Source organism: Oerskovia sp. NPDC057915 (genome assembly GCF_042887685.1).
Lineage (GTDB): Bacteria > Actinomycetota > Actinomycetes > Actinomycetales > Cellulomonadaceae > Oerskovia.
Map to the genome: position 1 here is coordinate 71065 of NZ_JBHVOS010000006.1, position 24575 is coordinate 95639.

The following is a 24575-nucleotide window of genomic DNA, read 5'->3' on the forward strand; positions in this document are numbered from 1 at the left end:
GGCACGGCCGCGCGCGGCACGACGACCAGCATCAGAACAGCCTGCTCGCGCGCGTCTCGTCGGACTCCTCGAGGGCCAGGAGGAACCGCTTGCGCTCGAGCCCGCCCGCGTACCCCGTCAGGGAGCCGTCGGCCCCGACCACGCGGTGGCAGGGCACGACGATGCTCAACGGGTTCTGGCCGTTGGCAGCACCGACCGCGCGGGCCAGGTTCCGGTCGCCGAGCGCGAGCGCGAGGTCGCCGTAGGAACGCGTCTCTCCGTACGGGATCTGGGCGAGCAGCGCCCAGACCTTCTTCTGGAACCCGTCCCCGACGGGGGCCAGGTCCAGGTCGAATTCGCGCCGCGTCCCCGCGAAGTAATCGCCGACCTGGACGCGGACCTCCTCGAACGCGTCGTCGTCGCGCTCGCCGAAGGTCTCGCCCGTGGGGCGTCGCTTGTGGGCGTCGAAGTACAGCGCGCGCAGCCCGTCGGCCGTGCCGACCGCGGTGAGCTCGCCCACGGGCGAGTCGAAGACGGCGTGCCGCACCGTCCGCTCGGCCTGCGCCGGCGTCCCGGGGGTGCCCGGCTCTGTCTCGGGGGTGCCCGGCCCCTCGGGCCGGTCCAGCAGATCCGACACGGCCGTGCCTCCCGTCCTGGTCGTCGCCTGCTCGTGGTGGTGTCTCATGCACTGTAGACGCCGGGGTCCGACAAGACGTGAGGTCGGGTGTCGGTCCCTGGCGGGTAGGGTGTGCTGTCGCGTGGGACAGACCGCGCGAAACACGCCAGCTGGACGAACACGACCGACGGGACGAACGCATCATGATGGGTGGCCACCACGCCGCCTGCGGCGCGGCCGCATGGGTGGCGGTCACCTCGACCGCCCCGTACACGCTCGGCATCTACCCCGTCTCGGACGTGGGCGTCATCACGGGCGCGATCGTGTGCGCCGGCGCAGCTCTGCTGCCCGACGCCGACCACCACTCGGGCACCATCGCGCACTCGCTGCCGCCCGTCTCCGAGGGCGTCGCGAACCTCGTCGAGACCATCTCCGGTGGGCACCGTCGCGGGACGCACTCGATCCTCGGGATCGCGGTCTTCACCGCGCTCGCGTGGCTCGCCGGGCTCGTGACGTACGAGTCGGACACGTTCGGGACCGTCGCGGTCGGGGCGGGCGTCGTCGCGATCCTGCTCGTCGCGTTCGCGCTCAAGGCCCTCAAGCTCACGCGCGGCGGCAAGCTCGGGCCGTGGATCGGGTCGATCACGATCGCCGTGCTCGTCGCGCTCCTGGCCCCCGAGGAGTGGAACTGGCTCCCCGTGGCGGTCGGGCTCGGCGTCACGGTCCACATCGTCGGCGACGTCATGACCACGGGCGGGTGCCCGCTGCTGTGGCCGATCACGTTCAAGGCGCCGCGCTGGGTCCGCCGGACCAACGTGCTCAACGACATCTGGCGCCCGGGCGGCAACTTCGCGCTGCCGGTCCTGGGCAACGCCGGGTCCGTGCGCGAGTGGCTGTTCCTGATCCCCGTCACCGCGTACGCCGTCGCGGGTGTCGTGTGGTCGCTGCTGACCCAGATGGGCCTCGACACGAGCGGCACGTACACGCTGCTCGTGTCCTCGTTCGGGGGCTGACGCCTGCCCGTCGGGACTGCTCCCCCTCGACGGTCCCGGGCGACCGTCGATAAATCCGTTGCCCGCCCTCGCCACCGGGTGCGAGGGTGGGCTCGTCCGCCGGAGAAGGTCCGGCGCGAGCGCGCAGCCAGGGGCTGCGAGAAGGAGAGGTGTCGTGATGACCGTCGTCGTCGTTCCCCACGCCTCCACCTTCCCGAGGAGCCCCGGCCGCTGACGCCGGCTCCTCACCTCACCCGAGGAGCCCCACCCGTGCACGAGCACATCGACCTTCCCGCACCCACCCGCTCCACCGACGCGTTCGACACGTTCGACACGTTCGACGCAGAGGCTCTCGCCGCCTTCCACGACACCTCGTCCGACGGCGCCCGGCGTCGCACCTCCTTCCTTCGCGATGCCGTCGAGGACGACGAGCCCGCGCTCGACCCCGACCAGCGCTGGTCCACCTGGTCCAGCGTCGAGAAGGGCATGCGCGGCCCCGAGCCCCGACCCGGCTGGGTCGTGACCGCCGACGCCGCGATCGACACCGACCTCGGCGTCCTCAAGACGGGCAAGGAGGCCGACGTCTTCCTGCTCGAGCGCGCCGTGCCCGACGACCCCGGTCAGTTCTCGCTGCTCGCCGCCAAGCGCTACCGCAGCTCCGAGCACCGCGCCTTCCACCGGGACTCCGCGTACGTCGAGGGCCGCCAGGTCCGGCGCTCGCGCGACCGGCGCGCGATCGAGCGCAAGTCCTCGTACGGGCGCGAGGCGGCGGCCGCGCAGTGGGCCAACGCCGAGTTCGCGGCGCTGACCATGCTGTGGTCCGCCGGCGCCCCCGTCCCGTACCCGGTCCAGATCGACGGGACCGAGATCCTCATGGAGTTCGTCGGGGAGCACGCGAGCAGCGGCGAGATCGACGGATCGCCCGCGAGCCGGGTCGCGGCCCCTCGCCTGGCCCGCGTGCGACCGGACGCCGGCACGGTCGAGGCGTACTGGGACCAGCTCCGCGGCGCCATGGGCATCCTGGCCGCGCACGGGTACGCGCACGGCGACCTGTCACCCTACAACGTGCTGGCCCAGGGCGGGCGCATCGTGATCATCGACCTGCCGCAGGTGCTCGACCTCGTCGCGAACCCGCACGGCACCGACCTCCTGATGCGCGACTGCCGGACGATGTGCGCGTGGTTCCGCTCCCGGGGGCTCGACGTCGACGAGGGAGAGCTGTTCGCCGAGCTCATCGCGCAGGCGTGGTGACCCCTGCCGGTCCGGGAGAATGACCGGATGACCCGGACCGTCCGCATCGCACTCGTCGGGCTCGACTCCTCGCACGCCGACCAGCACGTGCGCCTGCTGAACGTCGAGCAGCGCTTCCCCGGCGCGCGGGTCACGGTCCTCGCGGACGACGACCCGCAGCGCGTCGCGGAGCTCGCCGACCGGAGCGCGGCGGCGGGCGTCCAGGTCCGTGCCGGTGGGCCAGACGACGTCGCGTCCGTCGACGCGGTCGTCGTCGCCCACCGCGCGGGCCGCCTCCACCACGCGGCGGCCCTGCCCTTCGTGCGGGCCGGGCTGCCGGTGCTGGTCGACAAGCCGTTCACGGCCTCGGTCGCCGACGCCGAGGACCTCGTGACCACGGCCCGGACGAGCGGGTCCGTGCTGTCCTCGTGCTCGGCGCTGCGCTTCGTGCCCGACGTCGCACGGCTGCGGGCCGCAGCCCTCGCGCACGGCGAGATCACGACGCTGACCGTGTCCGGGCCGGCCGACCCGGGCTCGGCCCACGACGGCCTGCACTTCCTCGGCATCCACCTGGTCGAGGCGGCCCGCTCGCTGCTCGGGGGCGACGCCGACCTCACGTGGGGGGAACCCGCCGTCGGGCACGAGGACGACGCCCTGACCGCGACCGCGACCGCCACGACGGGCGGGCGCGACGTCGTCGTGCGCCTGCGGTGCGTGAACCCCGCGGCGCGTCCCACCCAGCCCTTCCACGCGGCCGTGTCCACGACGGGCGGGACGGTCGAGGGAGAGCTCGAGGTCGGGCCGGACTACCTCGAGCCCGTGCTCGCGCACTTCCTCGCCCAGGCCGCCGGGACGGTCGCCCCCGACACACGCGCCCAGCTCGTGGGGCCGGTCGCGCTCCTGGCCGCGGTGCAGGCGGCGGCCCACGCACCATCTCGTGCAGGTTCGACGCACCCGGCCTAGCGTGAACGGATGACCACACCCGCCTCCGACGCGACCGCCTACGACCACGACGACGTCCAGCGGTTCCTCAACTCCTACGGTGTGGCGCTCGCGGCCGGCGACCTCGACACGATCGCCGAGACGTACGCGTTCCCCGCGCTGGTCGTGACCGACGAGGCCTCGGTGCTCATCAGCGAGCCCGACACCGTGCGCGAGTCCTTCCGCGGCGCGGCCGAGAGCTACCGCGAGCGCGGGCTCGTCGGGGCGGTCGCGCAGATCCGGTCGCTCGGGACCACGAGCGCGGGCCTCGTGTGGGCCGACGTGCGCTGGAGCTACCGCGACGAGTACGCGGCCGAGGCCGACACCGAGAGCTTCCGCTACCTGCTGCGGCGCGGGCGCGACACGTTCACGATCTGCGTCGTGGTGCCCGTCGACCCGTTGGCGTGAGGCAGGGCCGCTGCCCGCCGGGCGAGCTGCCGACCGGCGGTGCGGGGAACCGCCGTCGGCACTGCTGCGGGAGCCACCGTCACGGCCAGGGGCGGACCGAGAGCCCCGACAGGTCCGGGACCACCCACCGGCCGTCCGCGTGATCGAGCTCGACGACCGCCGCGACCGTCCGGCCGTCCATGGGGAACGCGCCCAGGATCCGCGGGACCATGCCTCCGGGTGCTCTGTCGTGCGGCTCCCGCACGACCTCGACACCCTCCACGACCGTGCCCGTCCCCGACTAGGCTCGACCGCATGATCCTGCGTGCCTACGACGAGTCCGACGCGGAAGCGACGCTCCGCGTGTTCCTCCGAGCCGTGCGGGTCACGGCGAGCAAGGACTACTCGCCCGAGCAGATCGCGGCCTGGGGGTCGGACGACATCCCGCTCGACGTCTGGGCGGTCAAGCGCCTGCAGACCGACACTGTCGTCGCGGTGGAGGGCGACGAGGTCCTCGGCTTCAGCGACGTCGACGAGCGCGGCTACGTCGACATGATGTTCGTCGACCCCACGGTGACCCGGCGAGGCGTCGCCTCGGCGCTGCTCGACCACGTGACGCGCACCGCCCGGGAGCGTGGCGCCGTCGAGCTCACGACGTACGCGAGCCTCACCGCGCGCCCCTTCTTCGAGAAGCACGGGTTCGTCGTGGTCGAGGAGCGTCAGCCCGTGCTCCGGGGCGTGTCGCTGACCAACTTCAGCATGCGCAAGCCGCTCACCTGACCGCCTCTCGGTGCATCACCGCCGACCCCGAGGTGCTCCTTCCAGGTAGCGGGTGCAGCCGCGCCCGCCCACCGAAGGAGGGGGCACCATGGCACTCACGACCAGCGCGCTGACACTCGTCGGCCGACGGCACCCGGCGGTCTTCGACCTGCTGGGCAACCCGTACGGTCCGTTCACCGGCTCCCGAGGGGCCGAGGTCTTCCTCAACCCGCAGCCGCTGCCGCCCGGACCGCCGGACGGGATGCGGACCGGGTTCCACGCGGGCGCCGCGCTCGTCCAGCTCGCGTTCACCGCGCACCACCTGCACGTGGGCTTCGACATCGACGTCGACGACTGGTGCCCGACTCCCCCGCGCCGCCCCAAGCTCCCGCCGTGGCCCGGACCTCGCCCGCGCCCGTGGCGCTTCGAGGCGGTCGACGAGAGCTGGGGCGTCGACTACGTGCTCGGCCTCGCGGTCTCGCTCGAGGTGTCGGCCTCGGTCTGGGAGGGCTTCGCCGGGGCCGACGTCCTGGGCGGCGTCCACGGCCGGGCGCTGGAGATCGGGGCCAAGCAGGGGTAGGTGACGGCCCGTCCGGTCGAGATGCGGCCATCTGGGGTTCGTCCGCCGCGACGACCCCAGATGGCCGCATCTCGACCGGGGCCCGAGCATGCCGGCGTCTACTGGAAGTCCCGCGACCGGGATGCCACCTGCAACGACAGCGGCGCGAGGTGCTCCGCGAGGAGGTTCGTCGCACCGTCGGCGCGTTCGAGGCGACCCCGCACCACGAGCGCGGGAGACGACCGCGCGACCCGCCGGAACCGTTGCCACAGCCCGGGCGTGCAGATGACGTTGAGCAGCCCCGTCTCGTCCTCGATCGACAGGAACGTCACCCCGCCCGCCGTCCCGGGGCGCTGCCGGTGGGTCACGACCCCGCCGACCGCGACCCGCCGACCCGCCTCGTGCACGATCGCCTCCGCGACCGTGACGACCCCGGCCCGGCGCAGCCCGGGGCGCACGTACTGGGTCGGGTACGAGTCGGTCGAGACGCTCGTGGCCCACACGTCCGCGACCGCGGTCTCGACCTCGCTCATGCCCGGCAGCGTCGGCGCCTCGACCCCGACCGAGACCCCGGGCAGCGTCCCCGGGCCCTCCTGGGCGAGCGCCCCCGCGGCCCACAGCGCCTCGCGCCGGGCCACGCCCAGGCACTCGAGCGCGCCACCCGTCGCGAGCGCCTCGAGCTGGGCCGTGGTCAGGTCGACGCGCCGCACCAGGTCGCGCAGGTCCATGAACGGACCGGCGGCGCGCGCCGCGACGACCGCCTCCGCGACCGGGTCCCCCACCCCGCGCACGCTGCCCAGGCCCATGCGCACCGCGAGGGACAGGTCGGGGTGCGCGGCGCCGTCGGGCGCGGCGGGAGCACGCGGGGCGACAGGACGGCGGTGGGGCGCGGCGAGGCCCGGCCGCACGTCCCTGCCCGACGGCGCCCCCGCCCCCGCCCTCCGGCTCGCCGACGCGCGGGGCAGCCGCTCGACCCCCGCCTTCACGCCCGACGCGTTGACGTCCGGGCGCTGCGCCGTGACCCCGTGACGGCGCGCGTCCGCGACGAGCGACTGCGGCGAGTAGAACCCCATGGGCTGCGCCGCGAGCAGCCCGGCGTAGAACGCGGCCGGGTGGTGCACCTTGAGCCACGCGCTCGCGTACACGAGGTACGCGAACGAGTAGGCGTGCGACTCGGGGAACCCGAAGTCGGCGAACGCCTTGAGCTTGTCGTAGATCTGCTCGGCGACGTCGGGCGCGACACCGTTCCTCGCCATGCCGTCCAGGAGCCGCCCGTGCAGCGCCTCCATGCGCTCGACCGACCGCTTGGAACCCATCGCACGGCGCAGCTGGTCGGCCTCGGCCGCGCTGAAGCCCGCGACGTCGATCGCCATCTGCATGAGCTGCTCCTGGAACAGCGGCACGCCCAGCGTCTTGGCGAGCGACTTCTCGAGCAGCGGGTGCAGGAACGTGACCGGCTCCCGGCCGCGCGCCCGGTTGATGTACGGGTGCACCGAACCGCCCTGGATGGGACCGGGGCGGATGAGCGCGACCTCGATCACGATGTCGTAGAACGTGCGGGGCTGCAGGCGCGGCAGCGTCGCCATCTGGGCGCGCGACTCGACCTGGAACACCCCGACCGTGTCCGCCGCGCACAGCAGGTCGTACACCGCCGGGTCGTCGTCGGGCAGCGAGTGCAGCTCGAGGGCGAGGCCCTCGTGCTCGGCGATCAGCTCGAACGCGACCCGGATCGCCGTGAGCATCCCCAGCCCCAGCAGGTCGAACTTCACGAGCCCCGCCTCCGCGCAGTCCTCCTTGTCCCACTGCAGGACCGTGCGCCCCTCCATGCGTGCCCACTCGACCGGGCACACCTCGATCACGGGACGGTCGCACATGACCATGCCGCCCGAGTGGATGCCGAGGTGCCTCGGGAGCCTCAGGAGGCGCTCCGCGAGGCTCAGCACCGGGCCCGGGATCTCGCCCTCCTCCGCGGCCGACGGGGGACGGCGTGCGGGCACGACGTCGTGCGGGTCGTCGGAGCGCAGCGTGGGGTCGTCCCGCCGGTCGCTGTCGTCGTGGGCCAGCGGGTCGACGACGCGACCCGACAGGTCCGGGGTCCAGTCGGCGTGACCCGCGTGCGGGCGGTCGGGGCGGCGCCGCGGGCGGCGCGGCTCGCGCTGCCGGGGTTCACCGGTCCCCCAGACCTCGGCAGCGCGGGCGTCCTTCGCCGCGGTGCGGGTCACGACGGCGGGCGGGCCGGCGGGCCGCGCACCCCCGGCCGGGGTGGCCCCGGCCCTGCCGGTCCCAGGGGCCGGGCCGTGCGCCCCGCGCGCGGCGATCGCCTGGTCGCGGACCGCCCGGTCCGCCGCGGGCGACGACGGGTCGGGCCCGCGCAGCGACCCCCAGCGCTCGATCGACTTGCTCCATGCGTCCTGCTGCCCGACGTCGTGCCCGAGGGCCCGCGCGGCGTCGCGCACCGCGGACCTCGGCCGGTACGAGATGACGTTGGCGACCTGCGCCGCGTGCGTGCGCCCGAACCGCTCGTACACGTACTGGATGACCTCCTCGCGGCGCACCGACTCGATGTCGACGTCGATGTCCGGGGGGCCGTCGCGCTCAGGCGCGAGGAAGCGCTCGAACAGCAGGCCGTGCTTGACGGCGTCCACGGCCGTGATGCCCAGCGCGTAGCAGACGGCCGAGTTCGCGGCCGAACCACGCCCCTGCGCGAGGATGCCGCGGGCGCGGCAGAACTCGACGAGGTCGTACACGATGAGGAAGTACCCCGGGAAGCCGAGCTGCTCGATGATCTCGAGCTCGTGGTCGATCTGCCGCCACGCCCCGGGCTCGTGCTCGGCGCCGCGCGGACCGTAGCGGTCGGTGCCCCCGCGCTCCACGAGCACGCGCAGCCACGACCTCTCGTCGTGACCGGCGGGCACCGGGTACGGCGGCAGCTCGGGGGCCACGAGCCGCAGGTCGAACTGGCACTCGGCGCCCAGCTCCGCCGCGGTCGCCACGGCCTGCGGGTGGCGGCGGTGCCGGTCGAGCATCTCGGCGGCCGAGCGCAGGTGCGCGGTGGGGGCGCCGGGCAGCCAGCCGTCCATGTCGTCGAGCGACGAGCGCGCACGCACGGCCGCGAGCGCCCCCGCGAGGGCGGCGTCGCGGGGGCGCGCGTAGTGCACGTTGCCGGTCGCGACGAGCGGCAGGCGTGCGTCGGCGGCGAGCTCGGCGAGCGCGTCGCACAGGTCGCTGTCGCGGGGGTCGCCGCCGTCGGTGACCTCCACGGCCACGTTGTCGGCGCCGAAGGTCTGCACGAGCCGGTCGAGCTCGCGCCGGGCGGCCCGCGGCCCCTCGGTGAGCAGCGCAGTGCGCACCGCGCCCTTGCGGCAGCCCGTCAGGACGAGCCACTGTCCGTCCGACTGCTCGCCGAGCCGTTCGAGGCGGTAGTCGGCCGCGCCCTTGGTGCCCGTCGCGAGGTGCGCGGTCGCGATCGCGCTCGACAGGTGGCGGTACCCGTCCGGGCCGCGGGCCAGGACGAGGAGGTGGGACGCGCGCGGGTCGGGCACGCCCGTGGGCGCGTCCAGGACGGGGGCCGCGCCGGGCGTGGGCGCGACGGGCAGGTGCAGCTCGGCACCGAACACGGTCGGCAGGGACACCGCGCGTGCGGCGGTCGCGAAGCGCACGACCCCGTACAGGCCGTCGTGGTCCGTCACGGCGAGCGCGGACAGCCCCAGGTGCGCGGCCTCGGCCGCGAGCTCCTCGGGGTGGCTCGCGCCGTCGAGGAAGCTGAACGCGGAGTGCGCGTGCAGCTCGGCGTAGCGGGGCGCCCTGCGCCCCCCGGCGCCCGGCTGGGCGGCCCTAGTCATAGACGGCCTCCACGGTCCAGGCCCCCTGGGCGCTCGCGAGCAGCACGCCGCGCCCGTCGTCGAGCAGGACCTGGAGGTACGCCCGACGGCGCGGCGTCTCGCTCCACCAGCGCTCGGCGAGCGGCCACGGCCCGGCCCAGCCGAGCACGCGCCTGCTCGCCCCGGCGCGCGGCGTGAGCCACCGCACGGTCGCGGGCGGCGCGCTCATCACGAGGCGCACGTCGACGCGGACGGGCGCTCCGGCGTCGTCCAGGACGGTGACGTCCTCCGGGACGTCCAGCACGAGGGCGGGCGCGGGCTCGGGCAGGCGCCCCGGCCACGGCAGGTCCGCGCGCCGTGGCGCGGGGGCCGCGTCCCCCCAGGGTGCGAGGTGCACCTGGTCGTGGACGTCGCGCCCGCCCTGCGTGACGACGCTCAGCACGCCGTCCCCGCCCAGGAGGCCCTGGACGCGGCCCAGGGCGCGCTGGGCGCGCGCGTCCTCACCGCTCGAGGCACCCCACAGCCGCGGCTGCTCGACCCCTGCGGCCACGACCTCCTCCGCGGCGATCGCGAGCCGCACGAGCGGCGAGGGCCGGTCCTCGGGCAGGTCCGGCAGGTCGTCGTGGCCGGCCTGGGCGTGCTCGTCCCGGCCCGCCCTCCGACCCCGGCGCTGCCCCAGCGTCACGCGCGACGCCGTGAGCCACCCCTCGAGCTGCCAGCGCACGCGGTCGGTGATGCGGGCCGCGGTGAGCCCGCCCATGGCGCCGTCGTCGCAGCGCCAGGTCCGTTCGAGCTCGCGCCCGTCCTCGGTGCGGGCCGTGATGCGCAGCCGCCCGCACGACGCCGAGCGCTCGACGAGCTGGGCGTGCAGGTCCTCGGCGAGGCGGCGGGCCGCGAAGGTCGCGACGTCGACGCGCTCGGCGGGCGGGTCGAGCTCGCACCCGACGGCCACGTCCGCCTCGATGCGGCGCCTCGCGGGCGGGCGCAGGTCCTCGCCCTGCGCGAGGCGCTGCGCCCAGGCCCCCAGGTCGCCGAAGCGGGACAGGACGCTCGCTGCGGGCAGCGCCGCGAGGTCCGCGAAGGTCCGCACGCCGAGGCGGCCCAGGAGGTCGACGAGCTGCGCGACGGGCTGCGCGTCGCCCACGACGACGTGCGCGAGCTCGCCCAGCGGGCGCGGGGCCAGGTAGGCCCGGGAGGTGCCCGCGGGCACGACGAGCGAGGCCCGCGCGCCCAGCACCGCGGCCAGGATCCCGTCGGCGACGCCGACCTGGCTCTCGTGGCCCGTGTCGGCCGCGACCCGTTCGACGAGCACCTGTGCGAGGCGGTCCTCGGTGCCGTGGTAGCGCGCGGGGCCGCCCGAGGGCAGGAGCAGCAGGCCCGGGCGCGCGACCTCGATGCCCGCGACCACGGTCTCGGCGGCGAGCGCGACGGGCTCGAACTCGCGCGCGTCGCGCGCGTCGTCGGCGTCGAGCAGCGCGAGCCCGGGGCAGCACTCCTGCGCCCGACGGCGTCGCATCCCCCGGCGCACGCCCTGCGCCCGCGCGGTGGCCGAGACCGCGAGGACGCGGCGACCGTCGTGCGTGGCCGCGGGCACGTGCGCGGGGACCTGGGCCGCACCCATCGCGGCAACGACCGGCCAGTCCGGCACCCACAGGACCGCGGTGCGGGTGGCCGTGCTCTCGGCGCTCATCCGACGAGCCGGAGGCCGGGCGGGGTCTTCTCGACCTGCCGCGGGTTCTTCACGACGCCCCCGCGCAGCGGCAGCTCGACCTGGCGCTCGATGCCTCGCGCGGCGCCGGCCCGCCCGCTGCGCTGCACCGTGAGCCGGCGTCTGCGCAGGTACCCGGCGCCGTTGTCCGTGCCCGACCACGTGCCCTCGCGGACCGTGAGGACCACGTGCGCCCCGGCCCAGGGCTGCGCCGCGACGAGGAGGTTCCCGCGCTCGCGAGCCCGGGAGGTCAGGCGACGGCGGTCGGCGTCGGTCAGCGCGGCCTGCGGCCCGACCACGACGACGTCGATCCCGTCGAGCAGGGCCGCGACGGCGGCCGCGGCGTCCGGTCCGGGCGACGGGACCAGGGCGACGCGCCCGAGGTCGAGCCCTGCCTCGGCGGCCGCGAGGACCCCGAGGCGCGGGAAGCCGACCATCACGGTCCAGGCCCCTGTGCGCGAGGCCTCGGACAGCAGCGCGAGCAGGAGCGAGGTCGAGCCGTCGACCACCACGGCGGTGCCTCGCTGGAGCCCGCCGAACGGGAGCAGGTCGGCCAGCTCGTCGGGGACCGGGAGGAGCTTCTCCTCCCCCGTGCTCCCTGGTGCACGCCGGGCCGAGAGCTCCGCGCGGCGCAGCACCGACCGGGCCAGGAGCGCCCGTTGAGCGTGCGTGGACCCGGCAGCCGTGACGGTGGCCGCAGGGCTGCCCAGGGTCTCCCGGAGGGTGTCGTCGACCAGGGTCATGACACCTCCTGCACGCTCGAAAGACATTCGAACAGGTGTTCGAACACTTCCAGTACACGCGCTCGCCGAGGGGGTGTCAACTCGTCTCACCCGGTCGGCAGCAAGGGTCGATCAGAGGTTGAGGGTTCTGTCGTGGCGCAACGCTCAACCCTGGATGCAGGCATTTCGGAAGTCTCGATCAGCGCTTCAGACTTGGACCAAAGAGCGCGAGATACCAACGATCCTGGGGTCTCGAAGCCAGCACAGGAGACGGTGTGAACCCTCGACCTACGCATGAGCCCCTGGCCCCCCGAGCGCCCACCGGGCACGATGGACCGATGAACCTCGCCGACCGTCCGCTCGCCCCCGACCCCTACTCGCTGCTGCCCCCGGTGCCGCTCTTCACGGTGACGAGCGACGACGTCGTGCAGGGAGAGCCCATGGCGCGCACCCACGCGGCCGAGGGCGACAACCGGTCGCCCGAGCTCGCCTGGAACCACTTCCCCGCAGCCACGCGCTCGTTCCTGGTCAGCTGCTTCGACCCCGACGCACCGACCCCGGCGGGGTACTGGCACTGGACCGTGGTCGACCTCCCGGTCGCCACGGTGGCCCTCGCGCAGGGCGCGGGCTCCCCCGGCGGCGGCTACCTCCCGCAGGGCGCGTTCCAGACCCGGCACGACGGCGGAGGTCCCGGCTACCTGGGCGCCGCACCCCCGCCCGGGGACAGGCCGCACCGGTACGTCTTCGCGGTGCACGCGCTCGATGTCGAGAGGCTCGACGTGACCCCCTCGACCCCTCCCACGGCGATCGCCATGGCAGCCCTGTCCCACACGATCGCGCGCGCGACCATCACGCCGACCTACCAGGTCCTGGTCACGGCATGAGCCACGGCACGAACGGCCCCACCACGTTCCCGACCCTGGGCGACCTCGCCTGGGTCCCGGCGACGGACCGGCCCGACCTCCTCGCGCCGCCCGTCGCACTGGCCCTCGCCCGTTGGGCCGCGCAGGACCCGCGCGTGGCCGAGCAGGTCGCGGTCGTCGAGATCGACCCGGACCTCGCGGACACCGCGACGCTCAACGCGGCGCACGACCTGCCACCGGTCGTCTCGGCGAACTGCGTCCTGGTCGCCGGACGGCGCGGGGGCGACGAACGGATCGCGGCGGCCGTCGTGCGCGCCACGACCCGGGCCGACGTGAACTCGCGCGTGCGGTCGCTGCTCGACGTGCGCAAGGCGTCGTTCCTGCCCACCGACCGGGCCGTCGCCGAGTCGGGCATGGAGTACGGCGGGATCACCCCGGTCGGACTGCCGAACGGCTGGCGCGTGCTGCTCGACGCGCGCGTGGCGACCGACGGCGAGCCCGCGCTCGTCGGGAGCGGGCTGCGCCGGTCCAAGCTGCTGCTGCCGGGCGCGCTGCTCGCTCGGCTGCCCGGGGTCGAGCTGGTCGACGGGCTGGGCGTGCCGATGGGGTGAGCGGGACCGGCCTCGGCCCTCGGCGCGGCCCCGTGGGCCCTCGGCCCGGTCTCGCGGCCCTCGGCCCTCGGCGCGGTCTCGCGACGCGGCCCTCAGCCCTCGGCGCGACCCTCGCGCCAGTAGCCCATGAACGCGACGGAGCGACGGTCGACGCCGCGCTCGGACACGAGGTGGCGGCGCAGCGTCTTGATGACCGACGCCTCGCCCGCGAGCCACGCGTAGAGCTCGGCGCACGCGACCAGGGGCGTGCCGTCGTCGTCCACGGGGACCTCCCAGAGGATGTCCGTGTCGATGTCGACGTCCTCGAGCTCGGCCGCCTCGGCGGCCCCGCCCGGGTGCTGGACGAGCCCGCGGGCCGCGCACGTGAGCGAGTGCGTCGCACCGCAGACGTTGCGCTCGAGCAGACGGTCGGCGGCCTCGCGGACCGCGGGGACCAGCAGATCGCCGTGCGCGCGCCCCTCGCGGGCCAGCCACGTGACGTTGACGCCCGCGGGGGCCGTGACGGGCAGGACGTCCCCCTCGTACGGGACCTCCAGGAAGACCTCGCCGACCTCGTCGGCGGGCAGGGACTCCAGGATCGAGGCGATCGCGGGGACCGCGGTCTCGTCGCCCGCGAGGAGCAGCGCGTGGCTGCGGACGGGACGGGAGAACTCGACGCCGCCGTGCGCACCCGTCCACAGGCCGTTGGGGCCGAGCAGCACGATCTCGCTGCCGGGACGTGCGGCCAGCGCCCACCGGGACGCGGGACCCGCGTCGCCGTGCAGGACGAGGTCGATGTCGACCTCGAAGGCCTCCGGGCGCACGGCCCGCACGGTGTAGGTGCGCAGCGGGTTGCGACGCTCCTCGGGCTGCGCACGCCATGCGGAGTACCACTCGCCCGTGCGGACGAGGTGCTCGTAGCCGCCGTCGGGCGCGGGGAAGACGAGCTTGATGCGCTGGTCGAGCCCGTTGTCGGCGAACTCGTGGAGGTCGCGGCCCGTGAAGGTCACGCGCAGGAAGCTCGGCGAGAGCTTCTCGACCCGTCGCACCTGCACGTCGAACATGCGGAACGGGGAGATCTCCTGCTCGGTCACGACACTGGTCTGGGTCACGTAGGCGAGCCTAACCAAACATCGGGGCGGGGTGAACCCCCGAAGCCGAACGTGTGGTCGGGATCACTCTCACGCCTCGCGGCCGCGGCTGCGCCACAGGAGCCACACGAAGTAGGGCGCCCCGATGAGCGCGGTCGTCAGACCCGCCGGGATCTGGGCGGGCGCGATGACCGTCCGCCCCACGGTGTCGGCCACGCTCACGAGCACGGCCCCGAGCAGCATCGCGACCGGGATCACCCGACCGTTGCGCGATCCGACGAGAGCACGAGCCGCGTGCGGTGCGACGAGCCCCACGAAGCCCACGACCCCGACCGCGCACACCGCCGCGGCCGTCAGGACCGCGCTGGCCCCCAGGAGCAGCAGGCGCGTGCGGTCCAGGCGCAGGCCCAGGACGCGCGGGGTGTCCTCGTCGAGCGCCAGGACGTCCATCTCGCGCCGGTGGAGCACCGCGACGGGCACGACCACGAGCAGCGCCAGGACGACGGGGACCACGTGCTCGAGCGTCCGCCCGTACGTCGACCCGGACAACCACGTGAGCGCGACGTTGAGGTTCCAGGGCGCGACGACCACGATCACGAGCGTCGTCAGGGCCGTGGCACCCGTGCTCATGCCGATGCCGATGAGCACGAGCCGGTCCGAGCTCAGCCCGCCCCGGTACGCGAGGCGGTACACGATCGCGAACGTGCCGAGCGCGCCGACGACGGCGGCGAGGGACATGCCCATGATGCCGACGCCGGGAACCAGCAGCACGACCCCGACGGCCCCCAGCCCCGCACCCGCCGTCACGCCGAGCAGACCGGGCTCGGCCAGCGGGTTGCGGCACACGGCCTGCACGACGGTCCCGGCCAGGCCCAGCGCGGCCCCCGCGAGGATCGCCGCGAGCACGCGCGGGACGCGCTGGTCGAGCACGAAGCTCACCTGCTTGCCCGCCTGGTCCGCAGCCCAGTTGAGGACGTCCCCCGTGAGCAGGAGCCGGTCGCCCAGCAGGAGCGCGGCGACCGTGGCCGCGACCAGGAGCGCGGCGAGGACGGTCACCACGACCAGGGCCCGGCGGGCACCGCGCGGCCGGACGTGCGCGGCACGGGTCCCGGCGGCGGGGCCGGAGTCCTTGAGCCGGCGCGCGAGCCACACGAGCACCACGGCCCCGAACACGGTCGTGATGACGCCCGTCGGGACCGCCACGCCGTACGTGCCGGGCAGGACGAGGCGCAGCAGGACGTCGGCACCGAGGACCACGATCACGCCGGCGATCCCCGACAGCGGGATCAGCACACGGTGCCGGTTGAGCCCGGGGACCTTGCGGGCCACGAGGCGCACGACCACGGGAGCGCACAGGCCGACGAAGCCGACCGGGCCCGCGACCGTGACGGCCGTGGCCGAGAGCAGCACCGCGAGCAGGATGGTCACGACGCGCGTCGCGCGCACGTCGATCCCGAGGACCGTGGCGGTGTCGTCGCCGAGCGCCAGGAGGTCCAGGCGGTGGGCCACGAGGAGCAGCCCGCCGAGCCCCACGACCACGAGCGGGGCCGCGAGCACGACCTGCGACGTGCCGGACTGGACGATCGAGCCGCTCCCCCACGCGAACAGTCCCATGGTCTCCTGCTGGAACAGCACGAGCAGCACGGTCGTCAGCGAGTGCAGCGCGAGCGTGATCGCCGAGCCCGCGAGGATGAGCCGGGTCGGCCCGGCGGCGCCGCCGCGGGCCAGGACGAGCACGAGGCCGGACGCGGCGAGCCCGCCGATCAGGGCGAGCGTCCCCGAGAGGTAGAACGGCAGGGTCACGCCGATCACGGCCGCGCCCACGACCGCGACGTACGCGCCGGCGTTGACCGCGAGCGTGTCGGGCGAGGCGAGCGGGTTGCGCGCCACGGACTGCAGCGCGGCACCCGCCGCGCCGAGCGAGACGCCCACGAGGAGGCCGGCGAGCAGGCGCGGCACGCGTGAGGCGACCAGGACGGCCGCGGCGGTCCGGTCGGCGTCGGCGTCACCGCCGGTCACGAGACGCAGCAGGTCCCCGAGCCCGACGTCGGCCGTCCCCTGCGTGAGGTGTACCCCGGCCAGCACCAGGACCGCGAGGATCCCGACGACGAACGCCGAGGCGACCGTCACGCGGAACCGGAGGCGCGAGCGCCCCGGGGGGACCGGCCGGACCGGCGGGGTGAGGAGTCCGGAGGCGTCGTCCGGGACCTCGTGCCGGGCCGTCGAGAGTCCCCCCGGGGCGCTCGTGCTCACTGGGTCAGTGCCGCGACGAGCGCGTCGACGTAGGCGTTCGCGGACGCAGGCCCGCCGAACATCCAGATGCCGTCGGGGATGCGGTGCACGTCACCGGCCACGACGAACGGGAGCTGCTCCCAGATCGCGTTGCCCGCCAGGCCCTCGGCGAACGGGTCGGCCTCGGAGTCGCTCGCGGCGTAGACGAACTGGACGTCGCTCAGCGCGGTCAGGCCCTCGACGTCGGTCTGCGCGAGCCCGTAGTCGGGGTCACCCTCGCCGGTCCACGCGTTCGCCAGGCCGAGCTCGGCGCCGACTGCGCCGAGGAACGAGCCGGGCGTGTACATGCGCACCGAGACGGTGCCGTTGTTGACCCAGCCGTCGGCCATGACGTACGAGGCGCCCGCGACCCCGGCCCCCTCGAGGGCCTTCTTGCCCTCGGCGACCTTGGCGTCGAAGCCCGCGAGCAGCTCGGTGCCCTTCTCGTCGGTGCCCGTCGCGGTTGCGAGGGTCTCGACGGTCTGGCGCATGTACCCGATCGGGTCGGTGCCGTCGGACCCGCGCAGCGTCACGACGGGTGCGATGTCCGCGAGCTGGTCGATCACGTTGTCGGGCGTGTCCGTGGTGACGGCGATGAGCTGGGGCTCGAGCGCGGAGATGGCGTCGAGGCTGGGCTCGCCGCGCATCCCGACGTCGGGCGTCGACGCGTCGAGCGCGACCGAGGTGTCCCACGTGTTGTAGCCCTCGACGTCTGCCTGGCCCACCACGTCCACGCCGAGCGCCAGCAGGTTCTCGGTCAGGCCCCACTCGAGCGAGACGACCTCGGTCGCGGGGGCGTCGAGCGTCTGCTCGCCGCGCTCGTCGGTGAAGGTGACGGGGCCCGCGTCGGAGGCGGGGGCCTTGGACGCGCCGCCGGCGTCCGCCTCCTCGGTGGTGCCGCACGCGGTGAGGGTGAGCGCTGTCACGAGCAGGACGGCGGGCAGGCCGGTCCGGAGGGTCTTTCGCATGGGGGTCCTGTGTCCTTGAGGTGCTGCCCGCGCCGGGAGGCGGGGCTCGGTGGGCTGCCGCACCGGGATGCGCGGCAGCACGGTGACGGCCCGGGTCGTCAGGGGACGACGGCGAGCCTGCGGGTCGTGTGCCGCCCGACGGGTGCGGTCTGCACCGTGCCGGTCAGCGGGTCGTGCGTGACCTCGATGCGGATGCCGTAGGTCTCGCTGAGGGCGTCGGCGGTCAGCACGTCGGCCGCCTCGCCCGCTGCGCGGACGACGCCGCGCTGGAGCAGGACCACGTGGTCCGCGACCGCGGCCGCCTGGTTGAGGTCGTGCAGCACGACGCCCACGGCCACGCCGTGGTCGTCCGCGAGGTCGCGCATGAGGTCGAGGATCTCGACCTGGTAGCGCAGGTCCAGGTAGGTCGTGGGCTCGTCGAGCAGCAGCACGCCCGTGTCCTGCGCGAGGCAGGTCGCGAGCCACACGCGCTGGAGCTCGCCGCCCGACAGCTCGTCGACGCCGCGACCGGCCATCGCCGCGACGCCCGTGACGTCCATGGCCCAGGCGATCGCGCGGGCGCCGTCGGGGTCCGTGGAGCGGAAGCGCGCCCGGTGCGGGTGGCGCCCGTACCCGACGACGTCGCGCACGCTCACACCGTTGGGCGTGGGCCTGCTCTGCGAGAGCAGGGTGACGCGACGCGCGAAGTCCTTGGGGTGCAGCGCGAGGGCGTCGGGGACGTCGGGCAGGCTCACGGTCCCCTCGACGGGCTTGTGGAGCCGGGCGAGCGAGCGCAGGAGCGTCGACTTGCCGCTCCCGTTGGGGCCGATGAGCGCGGTGACCTGTCCGGGGAGCAGGCGCAGGGACGCGTCGTGCACGACGGCGGTCCCGTCGTAGCCGAGGCTCAGCCCGGTCCCGGCGAGGGCCGGTCGGGCGGTGTCCTGGGCGGCCGTGGCGTCGTCGGCTCCCGGTAAGGTGTGACTCACAGAGGTGAGCCTAACCAAACATCCCGACCGGGTGAAAGCCCAGGGCTCGCATCAGGACCGAAGATGTGGTCGGGATCACTCCGACCGCCGGGGACGCGGCTCAGCGCACGATCGTCACAGGACAGTGCGCCTCGCGCACGAGCGAGTGGCTCACCGACCCCAGGACCAGGGCCGCGAACCCTCCCCGCCCGCGCGACCCGACGACCAGCCGCTCGGCACCCTCCGAGGCCCTGACCAGCGCAGGAGCCGGCTGCGCCTCCACGGTCGACCCCTCGACCTCGAGCTCCGGGTACTCCTCGTGCACCTGCGCGAGCGCGGCCGCGAGCAGCCGCTCCGCCCCGTTCTCGGCACGCTCGCGCGGGAACTCCGCAGCCATGTAGCTCTCGAGATGGGCCGAGGCGCGCGTCCACCACGCGACCACGACCCGCAGCGACGCACCGCGCGACGCAGCGACCTCGGCCGCGTGGCTGAGGGCACCGGTCGCGTGCGTCGAGCCGTCGACCCCCACGACCACGGGCAGGTTCACGTCCCGCAGCGCCTCGACGTCCCCGTGGACCACGACGACCGGGCAGTGCGCGTGCGCGGCGACCGCGAGCGCCACCGACCCGCCGAGCTCGCCCCGGACCCGCCCGTGGTCCCCCGACCCGACGACCACGACCGAGGCGTCGAGCGACGTGCCGACGAGCGTCGCGGCCGGGGTCGTGTACTCCACGGTCGCCTCGGCCTCGATGTCGGGCTCGACCTCGAGCGCCTGGACCCGGCCTCGTTCGGCGAGCGCTCGTGCGCCGGCCTGCGCGTTCTCGCCGCCACCGGGCAGCGAGGGCTCGAGGTGGGTGTCGTGCGCGTCGCGGGCGAAGACGACCTCCAGACGGGCGCCACACCGTCGGGCCTCGCGCGCGCCCCAGCGTACGGCGGAGGTCGCGGAGGGCGACCCGTCGTAGCCGACGACGACCGGTCCGACGGTGGACATACGTCCATGGTCACCCCGTCGGCGGCCCGGCGCGAGGGCGGGACCTGCCGCGGGGGCGTGGTGCGGCCGCGCACCTTGGCGGGTCGCGGCCGCACCACGCCCCCACGTCACTCTCGCAGCCCGATGCTCTCGACGGGTCGACCTCTCAGGGCGGCACGGGTCGGCAGGAGCATCGAGAGGTACCCGACGGCGCCCGCGCCCGCGACCGTCGCGAGGTACGCGACCGGAGAGAGGGCGGGCACCGCCCGCTGCCCCTCGCTCAGCCCGAGGCTCACTCCGGCCAGCGGCGGCAGCAGGATCACGGTCGCGACGACCACGGCGACCCCGACCACCACGCCCGCCTCGATCCTCATCATCCGCAGGACCTGACGGTCCCGCGTCCCGACCAGGCGCAGCAGCGCGAGCTCGCGCCGCCGGTCGGCCGTCGACATGACCAGGGCGTTCGCCACGTTCAGCGCGACGTACCCGAACAGCACCACGAGCAGGATCATCGAGGTCCACGTGTTCGCCTCGAGCGCTGCCTTCTCGGCGGCGACCAACGACGCCCGGTCGGCGAGCACGACGCCCGGGTACGGAGCGGTCGCCCGGCCGAGGGCCCCCGCGAGCATCTCGACGTCGGTCTCCTTCTCGGCTACCACGAGCAGCGAGCCGTCCAGCCCGTCCCCCGACGCGGGCAGGACCAGGTCGCGCGGGAGCAGCGCGTCGCCGAACCCCATGCCGCGCCCGTAGAGCGCGACGACGACGGCGTCGACCCGCGTGCCGTCCGCGAGGTAGAGCTCGACGGTGTCCCCGAGCCCGGCCCGGGCCTTGCTCGCTCCCGTGACGCTGAGGGCGACCGACTCACCCTGCAGGTCGTCGGTCGAGCCCTCGCGCACGTCCAGGTCGATCGCGGCACCGAGGTCCGACGGGTCGACCCCCTGGACGCTCAGGGCCTCGGCAGAGAGTGTGCCGTCCGGCTCGGCGAAGCGCACGAGGGCCTGGCTCCGCACGGTCGGGGTCACCGAGGAGACGCCGGGGACGCGGGCGACCTGCCCGGCGAGGTCGGGCGAGAGGCCCGTACCGCTGCTCGCGAGCACGAGGTCGGCACGCAGCCCGTCCGCCACCTGGCGTTCGGTCTCGGCCACCTGCGCGGCCCCGAGCGAGACCTGCACGACCGTCATGGTGATCGCCAGCACGAGCGGCACCACGGCCCCCGCGAGACGCCGTGAGCTCGCCCGGGTGTTGCGGCCCGCGAGGTAGGTGCTCGCGTGCGGGCTGCGCCGCAGGAACGGCTCGACCAGCAGCACGAGGGCGTGCACGATCCGCGGGCCCAGGAGCGCGACCGCGATCACGAGCACCACGCCGGAGAGCGCGGCCCCCGCGAGCGCGTCCTCGCCCGCGACGAACGCGGGCAGCATCGACAGGAACACCCCGCCGACGACCAGGACCACGCCGAGCACCGTGCGCGTGACACCCAGCCGCGGGATCTCCACCGCGGCCTCGCCCAACGCCTCGACCGGCTTCACCGTGATCGCACGCCGGGCCGACATCCTCCCCGCGAGCCACGCGACGCCCACGGTGAGCACCACGGCGATCACGACCGGCAACGGCCCCACCGCGACCGGGTAGTCCGCGGAGACGACCCCGGCACGGACGAACAGGCCGTGCAGCACGCCGACCGCGGCGATACCCAGGAGCGCCCCGGGGACCGCGGCCGTCGTGGACAGCACGAGCATCTCGGCGGAGATCATCCGGCGGACCTGGCGTGGGGTCGCACCGACCGCCCGGAGCAGCGCGAGCTCACGGCGTCGCTGCTGCACCACGAGCCCCAGGGCGCTCGCGACGACGAGGACGACGACCATGAGCATGATCCCGCCGAAGCTGCCGGCGATCGCGACCAGCGTGGTCGCCGAGCCCGAGGCGTCGGCGAACTCGACGGATCCGCGGGCGTCGCCCGTGCTCACGGTCAGCCCGGTCCGGTCGCGCACGTCCGCGGCGAGCGCCCGCACGTCCGTCCCGTCGGCGGCCAGGATCCCGACGGCGTCGACCTCGCCCCGGGCATCCGTCGCGCCGGGCAGGCCGCTCGTGCCCTGTGCTGACGCGAGGTCTGCGACCTGCTCGTCGATGAAGAACACCACGCCCTGCCGCAGAGCACCGGTCCCCACGGGCGGGGACACGGTCCCGGTCACCCGGTACTCCCCCGGCGTCGAGCCCACGGTCAGGGTGACGTCGTCGCCCACCCCCACGGCGAGCCGCACGGCCAGCGCGCCGTCGAGCACGACCTGGCCCGGCGCCGTCGGGCCGCCGCCCTGCACGAGGGCGAACGGACCGAGCGTCGCCGAGGACCACCCGTGGCCCACCGGCGGGCGCCCGTCGATCGCCCCGACCAGGTCGCCCGACGACCCGACGGCACCCAGCCGCACCTCGACGTCACCGACCGCGCGCTCGACCCCGGGGATCGCGGCGAGCTCGTCGACCGCGGACGCGGGCAGGCGCACGCGGCCGCCGAAGGGCTCGTCGTAGTCCACGTCGACCACGAGCGACTGCTTCGCGGTCACGACCAGGTCGGCGCCCGCGTAGCGCTCGGGACCGATGCCCTGCCGGATGCCCGACTCCATGAGCAGCCCGCACGCCGCGACGAGCATCGCGCTCAGGAACAGCGCGACGAACGGGCCCACGAAGCTCTTGCGGCGTGCGCGCAGCGTGCTCAGCGCGAGCCCCAGCACGCTCACCACTCCCCGAGGTGGGTCATGCGCTCGGCGACCTGCTCGGGGGTCGCTCGGACGAGCTCGCCCGCGACCTGCCCGTCGGCCAGGAACACGACACGGTCCGCGAACGAGGCCGCGACCGGGTCGTGGGTGACCATGAAGACGCTCTGGCCGAGCGTGTCGACCAGGTACCGCAGCAGCTCGAGCACGTGCTTGCTCGTGCGCGTGTCGAGGGCTCCGGTCGGCTCGTCCGCGACGACGACGTCGGGGCGCGTCACGAGCGCCCGCGCGATCGCCACACGCTGCTGCTGACCGCCCGAGAGCTCGCTCGGACGGTGGTCCAGGCGGTCCTCGATCCCGACGCGGGCCGCGATCTCGCGCAGCCAGGTCGGGTCCGCACGCTCGCCCGCGAGACGCAGCGGCAGCCCGACGTTCTCCGCGACCGTCAGCGACCCCATGAGGTTGTAGGCCTGGAACACGAAGCCGATGCGGCCCCGGCGCAGGGTCGTGAGCTCGTCCTCGGTCAGCGTGGACAGGTCGACGCCGCCCAGGTGGACCGAGCCGCCCGTCGGCCGGTCGAGGCCTGCGGCACAGTGCAGCAGCGTGCTCTTGCCCGAGCCCGAGGGGCCCATCACGGCCGTGAAGCTGCCCCTCGGCAGGGACAGGGACACGCCCCGCAGGGCGTGCACCGACCGCTTGCCCGCCGTGTACGTCTTGGTGATCCCTGCGACCTGCAGGGCGTACGGCGAGACCGCCGGGGCATCCTTGGTGGATGCCCCGGCGGTCCGCCTGGTCGTGGTCGTCCTCAACTCGAAACCCCCGTCGTGGCGTGAGCCTCGAACGTAACGAGCGGGGGACGAACCGGACCATCCGGCCCGTCCCCCGGGCGGGGTGGGGTTGTCCCCCGTGCCGGAGCCCGGATCGTCACAGGCTCTAGGGCGCGAGCCGGTGCAGGTCGCGCGGGAAGAGCGCGACCTCGCGGACGTTCGCCGCGCCCGTCAGGCGCGCGGTCCACCGTTCGAGGCCGATCGCGAATCCGCCGTGCGGCGGCATCCCGTGCGCGAACGCCTCGAGGTACGTCGCGTACGCGGCCGGGTCCTCCCCACGGGCGGTGATCGCCGCGACGTAGTCCGTGTACCGGTGCAGGCGCTGACCGCCCGTGACGAGCTCGACGCCGCGGAAGAGCAGGTCGAAGCTGTTGCTCCACCGCGCGTCGCCGAGCTGCGGGTGCGTGTAGAAGGGACGCTTCGCCATCGGGTAGCCCTCGACCGCGAGGAGGTCGCTGCCGTGCTCGGCGAGCGCCCACCGCCCCAGCGCACGCTCGTGCTCGGGGGCCAGGTCGGGCTCGTCCGCTCGAGCCCCGACGAGGGCCAGCGCCTCGGCGAAGTGGATCACGGGGATCTCGTCGGGCACGACCGGCACCACGAAGCCGTGCTCCGCGACCGCGGACCCGGCGTGCTCGTGGACCGCGGCGACCATCCCGGCCAGGGTGTCGCGCAGGACGGCCAGCACGTCGCGGTGGTCACGGACGAAACCGAGCTCGACGTCGAGCGAGACGTACTCGGCGAGGTGACGCACGGTGTCGTGCGGCTCGGCCCGGAAGACCGGTCCCACCTCGTACACGCGCTCGAAGACCCCGACGAGCTGCTGCTTGAAGAACTGGGGGCTCTGCGCCAGGAAGGCGGGCCGGCCGAAGTAGTCGAGCGTGAACACGTCGGCCCCCGACTCGGTCGCCGACCCGACGATCTTGGGCGACTGCACCTCGGTGAAGCCCCGCGCGTCGAGGGCCTCACGGAACCCGCGCAGGGACGCGGCCGACACCTCCCACCGTGCGCGCTGCGCGGGGTGCCGCCAGGCGACCGCGGCGTGGTCGAGCATCGTGGAGAGCCCCACGTCGAGCGAGGGGCGCCACAGCTCGACGGGCGGGGTCGAGGCCGGGTCGGTGAGGAGCACGACGGTCGGCGAGGTCACCTCGACCCCGCCCGGAGCCTGCGCGTTCGCCGTCGCCAGGCCCGTGACCTCGACCACGGTCTCCTCGGGCGGCACGACCTGCCCGTCGCCCGCCCGCACGACGACCTGGGCCAGGCCCGACCGGTCGCGCAGCACGAGGAACGTGACGGTCGCGAGGGCGCGACGCCGGTGCACCCAGCCACGGAGCGTGACGGGCGTGCCGGGCGGGAGGGCGGGCAGGTCGACGGCGAGGGTCCGAGGTGCGGTCGAGGCTGTGGGTGTGGTCGGCGGTCTCATGGTTCCTCCAGCAGGCGAAGGCCCTGGAGGAGCGGGCGGGGGCTAGGTCGCGGTGCCACCACTCCTTCGCCGGGAGGTCCCGGCCTCTCGTCGGTCCGCCGGACGCGCGGGGGTCGTGCGCCCGGCGCGAGGTCCGGGCCGAGGGTCGTCACGCCTCACGTCCACCGGC

At 74.8% G+C, this 24575-nt stretch carries 21 protein-coding genes; 8 read left to right on the forward strand and 13 right to left on the reverse strand.

Annotated features, from left to right (window positions below; genetic code table 11):
* Window positions 1–31: 31 nt before the first annotated feature.
* On the reverse strand, window positions 32–664 hold the full coding sequence (locus ACFVQ3_RS05840; protein ID WP_387636229.1) for a methylated-DNA--[protein]-cysteine S-methyltransferase: 633 nt from the start codon (window positions 662–664) through the stop codon (window positions 32–34).
* A gap of 134 nt (window positions 665–798) precedes the next feature.
* Here ACFVQ3_RS05840 and ACFVQ3_RS05845 point away from each other — a divergent pair, with 134 nt between their 5' ends.
* From ACFVQ3_RS05845 to ACFVQ3_RS05860, 4 genes are all read left to right on the forward strand, one after another.
* On the forward strand, window positions 799–1608 hold the full coding sequence (locus ACFVQ3_RS05845) for a metal-dependent hydrolase (RefSeq protein ID WP_387636231.1): 810 nt from the start codon (window positions 799–801) through the stop codon (window positions 1606–1608).
* Between the two features lie 249 nt (window positions 1609–1857).
* Complete coding sequence (locus ACFVQ3_RS05850; RefSeq protein WP_387636233.1) at window positions 1858–2838, forward strand: serine protein kinase RIO; 981 nt, start codon at window positions 1858–1860, stop codon at window positions 2836–2838.
* 27 nt (window positions 2839–2865) lie between these two features.
* Complete coding sequence (locus tag ACFVQ3_RS05855) at window positions 2866–3780, forward strand: Gfo/Idh/MocA family oxidoreductase (RefSeq protein WP_387636236.1); 915 nt, start codon at window positions 2866–2868, stop codon at window positions 3778–3780.
* Window positions 3781–3789: 9 nt separating this feature from the next.
* Entirely contained in the window at window positions 3790–4206 is a 417-nt protein-coding gene (locus ACFVQ3_RS05860) for a hypothetical protein (protein ID WP_387636238.1), read from the forward strand.
* Window positions 4207–4285: 79 nt separating this feature from the next.
* Here ACFVQ3_RS05860 and ACFVQ3_RS05865 read toward each other — a convergent pair whose 3' ends face one another.
* Window positions 4286–4417: a hypothetical protein gene (locus ACFVQ3_RS05865; RefSeq protein WP_387636241.1), complete on the reverse strand. Its 132-nt coding sequence runs from the start codon at window positions 4415–4417 to the stop codon at window positions 4286–4288.
* 83 nt (window positions 4418–4500) lie between these two features.
* Here ACFVQ3_RS05865 and ACFVQ3_RS05870 point away from each other — a divergent pair, with 83 nt between their 5' ends.
* Together ACFVQ3_RS05870 and ACFVQ3_RS05875 are read left to right on the forward strand one after the other, a co-directional pair.
* On the forward strand, window positions 4501–4965 hold the full coding sequence (locus tag ACFVQ3_RS05870) for a GNAT family N-acetyltransferase (protein ID WP_387636243.1): 465 nt from the start codon (window positions 4501–4503) through the stop codon (window positions 4963–4965).
* A gap of 88 nt (window positions 4966–5053) precedes the next feature.
* On the forward strand, window positions 5054–5524 hold the full coding sequence (locus tag ACFVQ3_RS05875; protein ID WP_387636246.1) for a hypothetical protein: 471 nt from the start codon (window positions 5054–5056) through the stop codon (window positions 5522–5524).
* Window positions 5525–5622: 98 nt separating this feature from the next.
* On the opposite strand, the gene ACFVQ3_RS05880 is transcribed toward ACFVQ3_RS05875, so the two are convergent.
* From ACFVQ3_RS05880 to ACFVQ3_RS05890, 3 genes are read right to left on the reverse strand one after another with little or no spacing between them, the layout of a single operon-like run.
* Window positions 5623–9345 carry an error-prone DNA polymerase gene (locus ACFVQ3_RS05880; RefSeq protein WP_387636249.1) on the reverse strand — a complete coding sequence of 1241 codons (3723 nt, stop codon included), beginning with the start codon at window positions 9343–9345 and terminating at the stop codon, window positions 5623–5625.
* Window positions 9338–11014 carry a DNA polymerase Y family protein gene (locus ACFVQ3_RS05885; RefSeq protein WP_387636252.1) on the reverse strand — a complete coding sequence of 559 codons (1677 nt, stop codon included), beginning with the start codon at window positions 11012–11014 and terminating at the stop codon, window positions 9338–9340. Before ACFVQ3_RS05885 ends, ACFVQ3_RS05880 begins: the two co-directional genes overlap by 8 nt.
* Window positions 11011–11775: a hypothetical protein gene (locus tag ACFVQ3_RS05890; protein ID WP_387636254.1), complete on the reverse strand. Its 765-nt coding sequence runs from the start codon at window positions 11773–11775 to the stop codon at window positions 11011–11013. The genes ACFVQ3_RS05885 and ACFVQ3_RS05890 overlap by 4 nt, the downstream gene beginning before the upstream one ends.
* A gap of 317 nt (window positions 11776–12092) precedes the next feature.
* Between ACFVQ3_RS05890 and ACFVQ3_RS05895 the strand changes: the two genes are divergently transcribed.
* Both ACFVQ3_RS05895 and ACFVQ3_RS05900 read left to right on the forward strand, forming a co-directional pair.
* Window positions 12093–12638: a YbhB/YbcL family Raf kinase inhibitor-like protein gene (locus ACFVQ3_RS05895; protein ID WP_387636257.1), complete on the forward strand. Its 546-nt coding sequence runs from the start codon at window positions 12093–12095 to the stop codon at window positions 12636–12638.
* The gene (locus tag ACFVQ3_RS05900) at window positions 12635–13228 is read left to right on the forward strand and encodes a YbaK/EbsC family protein (protein ID WP_387636259.1); all 594 of its coding nucleotides are present in this window, start codon (window positions 12635–12637) and stop codon (window positions 13226–13228) included. Before ACFVQ3_RS05895 ends, ACFVQ3_RS05900 begins: the two co-directional genes overlap by 4 nt.
* A 92-nt stretch (window positions 13229–13320) precedes the next feature.
* Here ACFVQ3_RS05900 and ACFVQ3_RS05905 read toward each other — a convergent pair whose 3' ends face one another.
* The 8 genes from ACFVQ3_RS05905 to aspS all read right to left on the reverse strand — a co-directional run bounded on the left by ACFVQ3_RS05905 (window position 13321) and on the right by aspS (window position 24406).
* A complete protein-coding gene (locus ACFVQ3_RS05905) occupies window positions 13321–14271 on the reverse strand; it encodes a siderophore-interacting protein (RefSeq protein WP_387636454.1) in 951 nt (316 codons plus the stop codon).
* Window positions 14272–14388: 117 nt separating this feature from the next.
* Window positions 14389–16551: an iron ABC transporter permease gene (locus ACFVQ3_RS05910; protein ID WP_387636262.1), complete on the reverse strand. Its 2163-nt coding sequence runs from the start codon at window positions 16549–16551 to the stop codon at window positions 14389–14391.
* Window positions 16548–17537, reverse strand: a complete 990-nt coding sequence (locus ACFVQ3_RS05915; RefSeq protein WP_387636265.1) for an ABC transporter substrate-binding protein — start codon at window positions 17535–17537, stop codon at window positions 16548–16550. The genes ACFVQ3_RS05910 and ACFVQ3_RS05915 overlap by 4 nt, the downstream gene beginning before the upstream one ends.
* Before the next feature lie 98 nt (window positions 17538–17635).
* Window positions 17636–18502, reverse strand: coding sequence for an ABC transporter ATP-binding protein (locus ACFVQ3_RS05920; protein WP_387636268.1), 867 nt, complete (start codon window positions 18500–18502; stop codon window positions 17636–17638).
* Between the two features lie 100 nt (window positions 18503–18602).
* Complete coding sequence (locus ACFVQ3_RS05925; RefSeq protein ID WP_387636270.1) at window positions 18603–19472, reverse strand: universal stress protein; 870 nt, start codon at window positions 19470–19472, stop codon at window positions 18603–18605.
* A 107-nt stretch (window positions 19473–19579) separates the two neighbouring features.
* Window positions 19580–22183: an FtsX-like permease family protein gene (locus ACFVQ3_RS05930; RefSeq protein ID WP_387636273.1), complete on the reverse strand. Its 2604-nt coding sequence runs from the start codon at window positions 22181–22183 to the stop codon at window positions 19580–19582.
* Window positions 22180–22968, reverse strand: a complete 789-nt coding sequence (locus tag ACFVQ3_RS05935) for an ABC transporter ATP-binding protein (RefSeq protein WP_387636276.1) — start codon at window positions 22966–22968, stop codon at window positions 22180–22182. Before ACFVQ3_RS05935 ends, ACFVQ3_RS05930 begins: the two co-directional genes overlap by 4 nt.
* 124 nt (window positions 22969–23092) lie before the next feature.
* Window positions 23093–24406 (reverse strand): aspartate--tRNA(Asn) ligase, encoded by a 1314-nt coding sequence (aspS, locus tag ACFVQ3_RS05940; protein ID WP_387636279.1) that lies wholly within the window; start codon window positions 24404–24406, stop codon window positions 23093–23095.
* Between the last annotated feature and the right edge of the window lie 169 nt (window positions 24407–24575).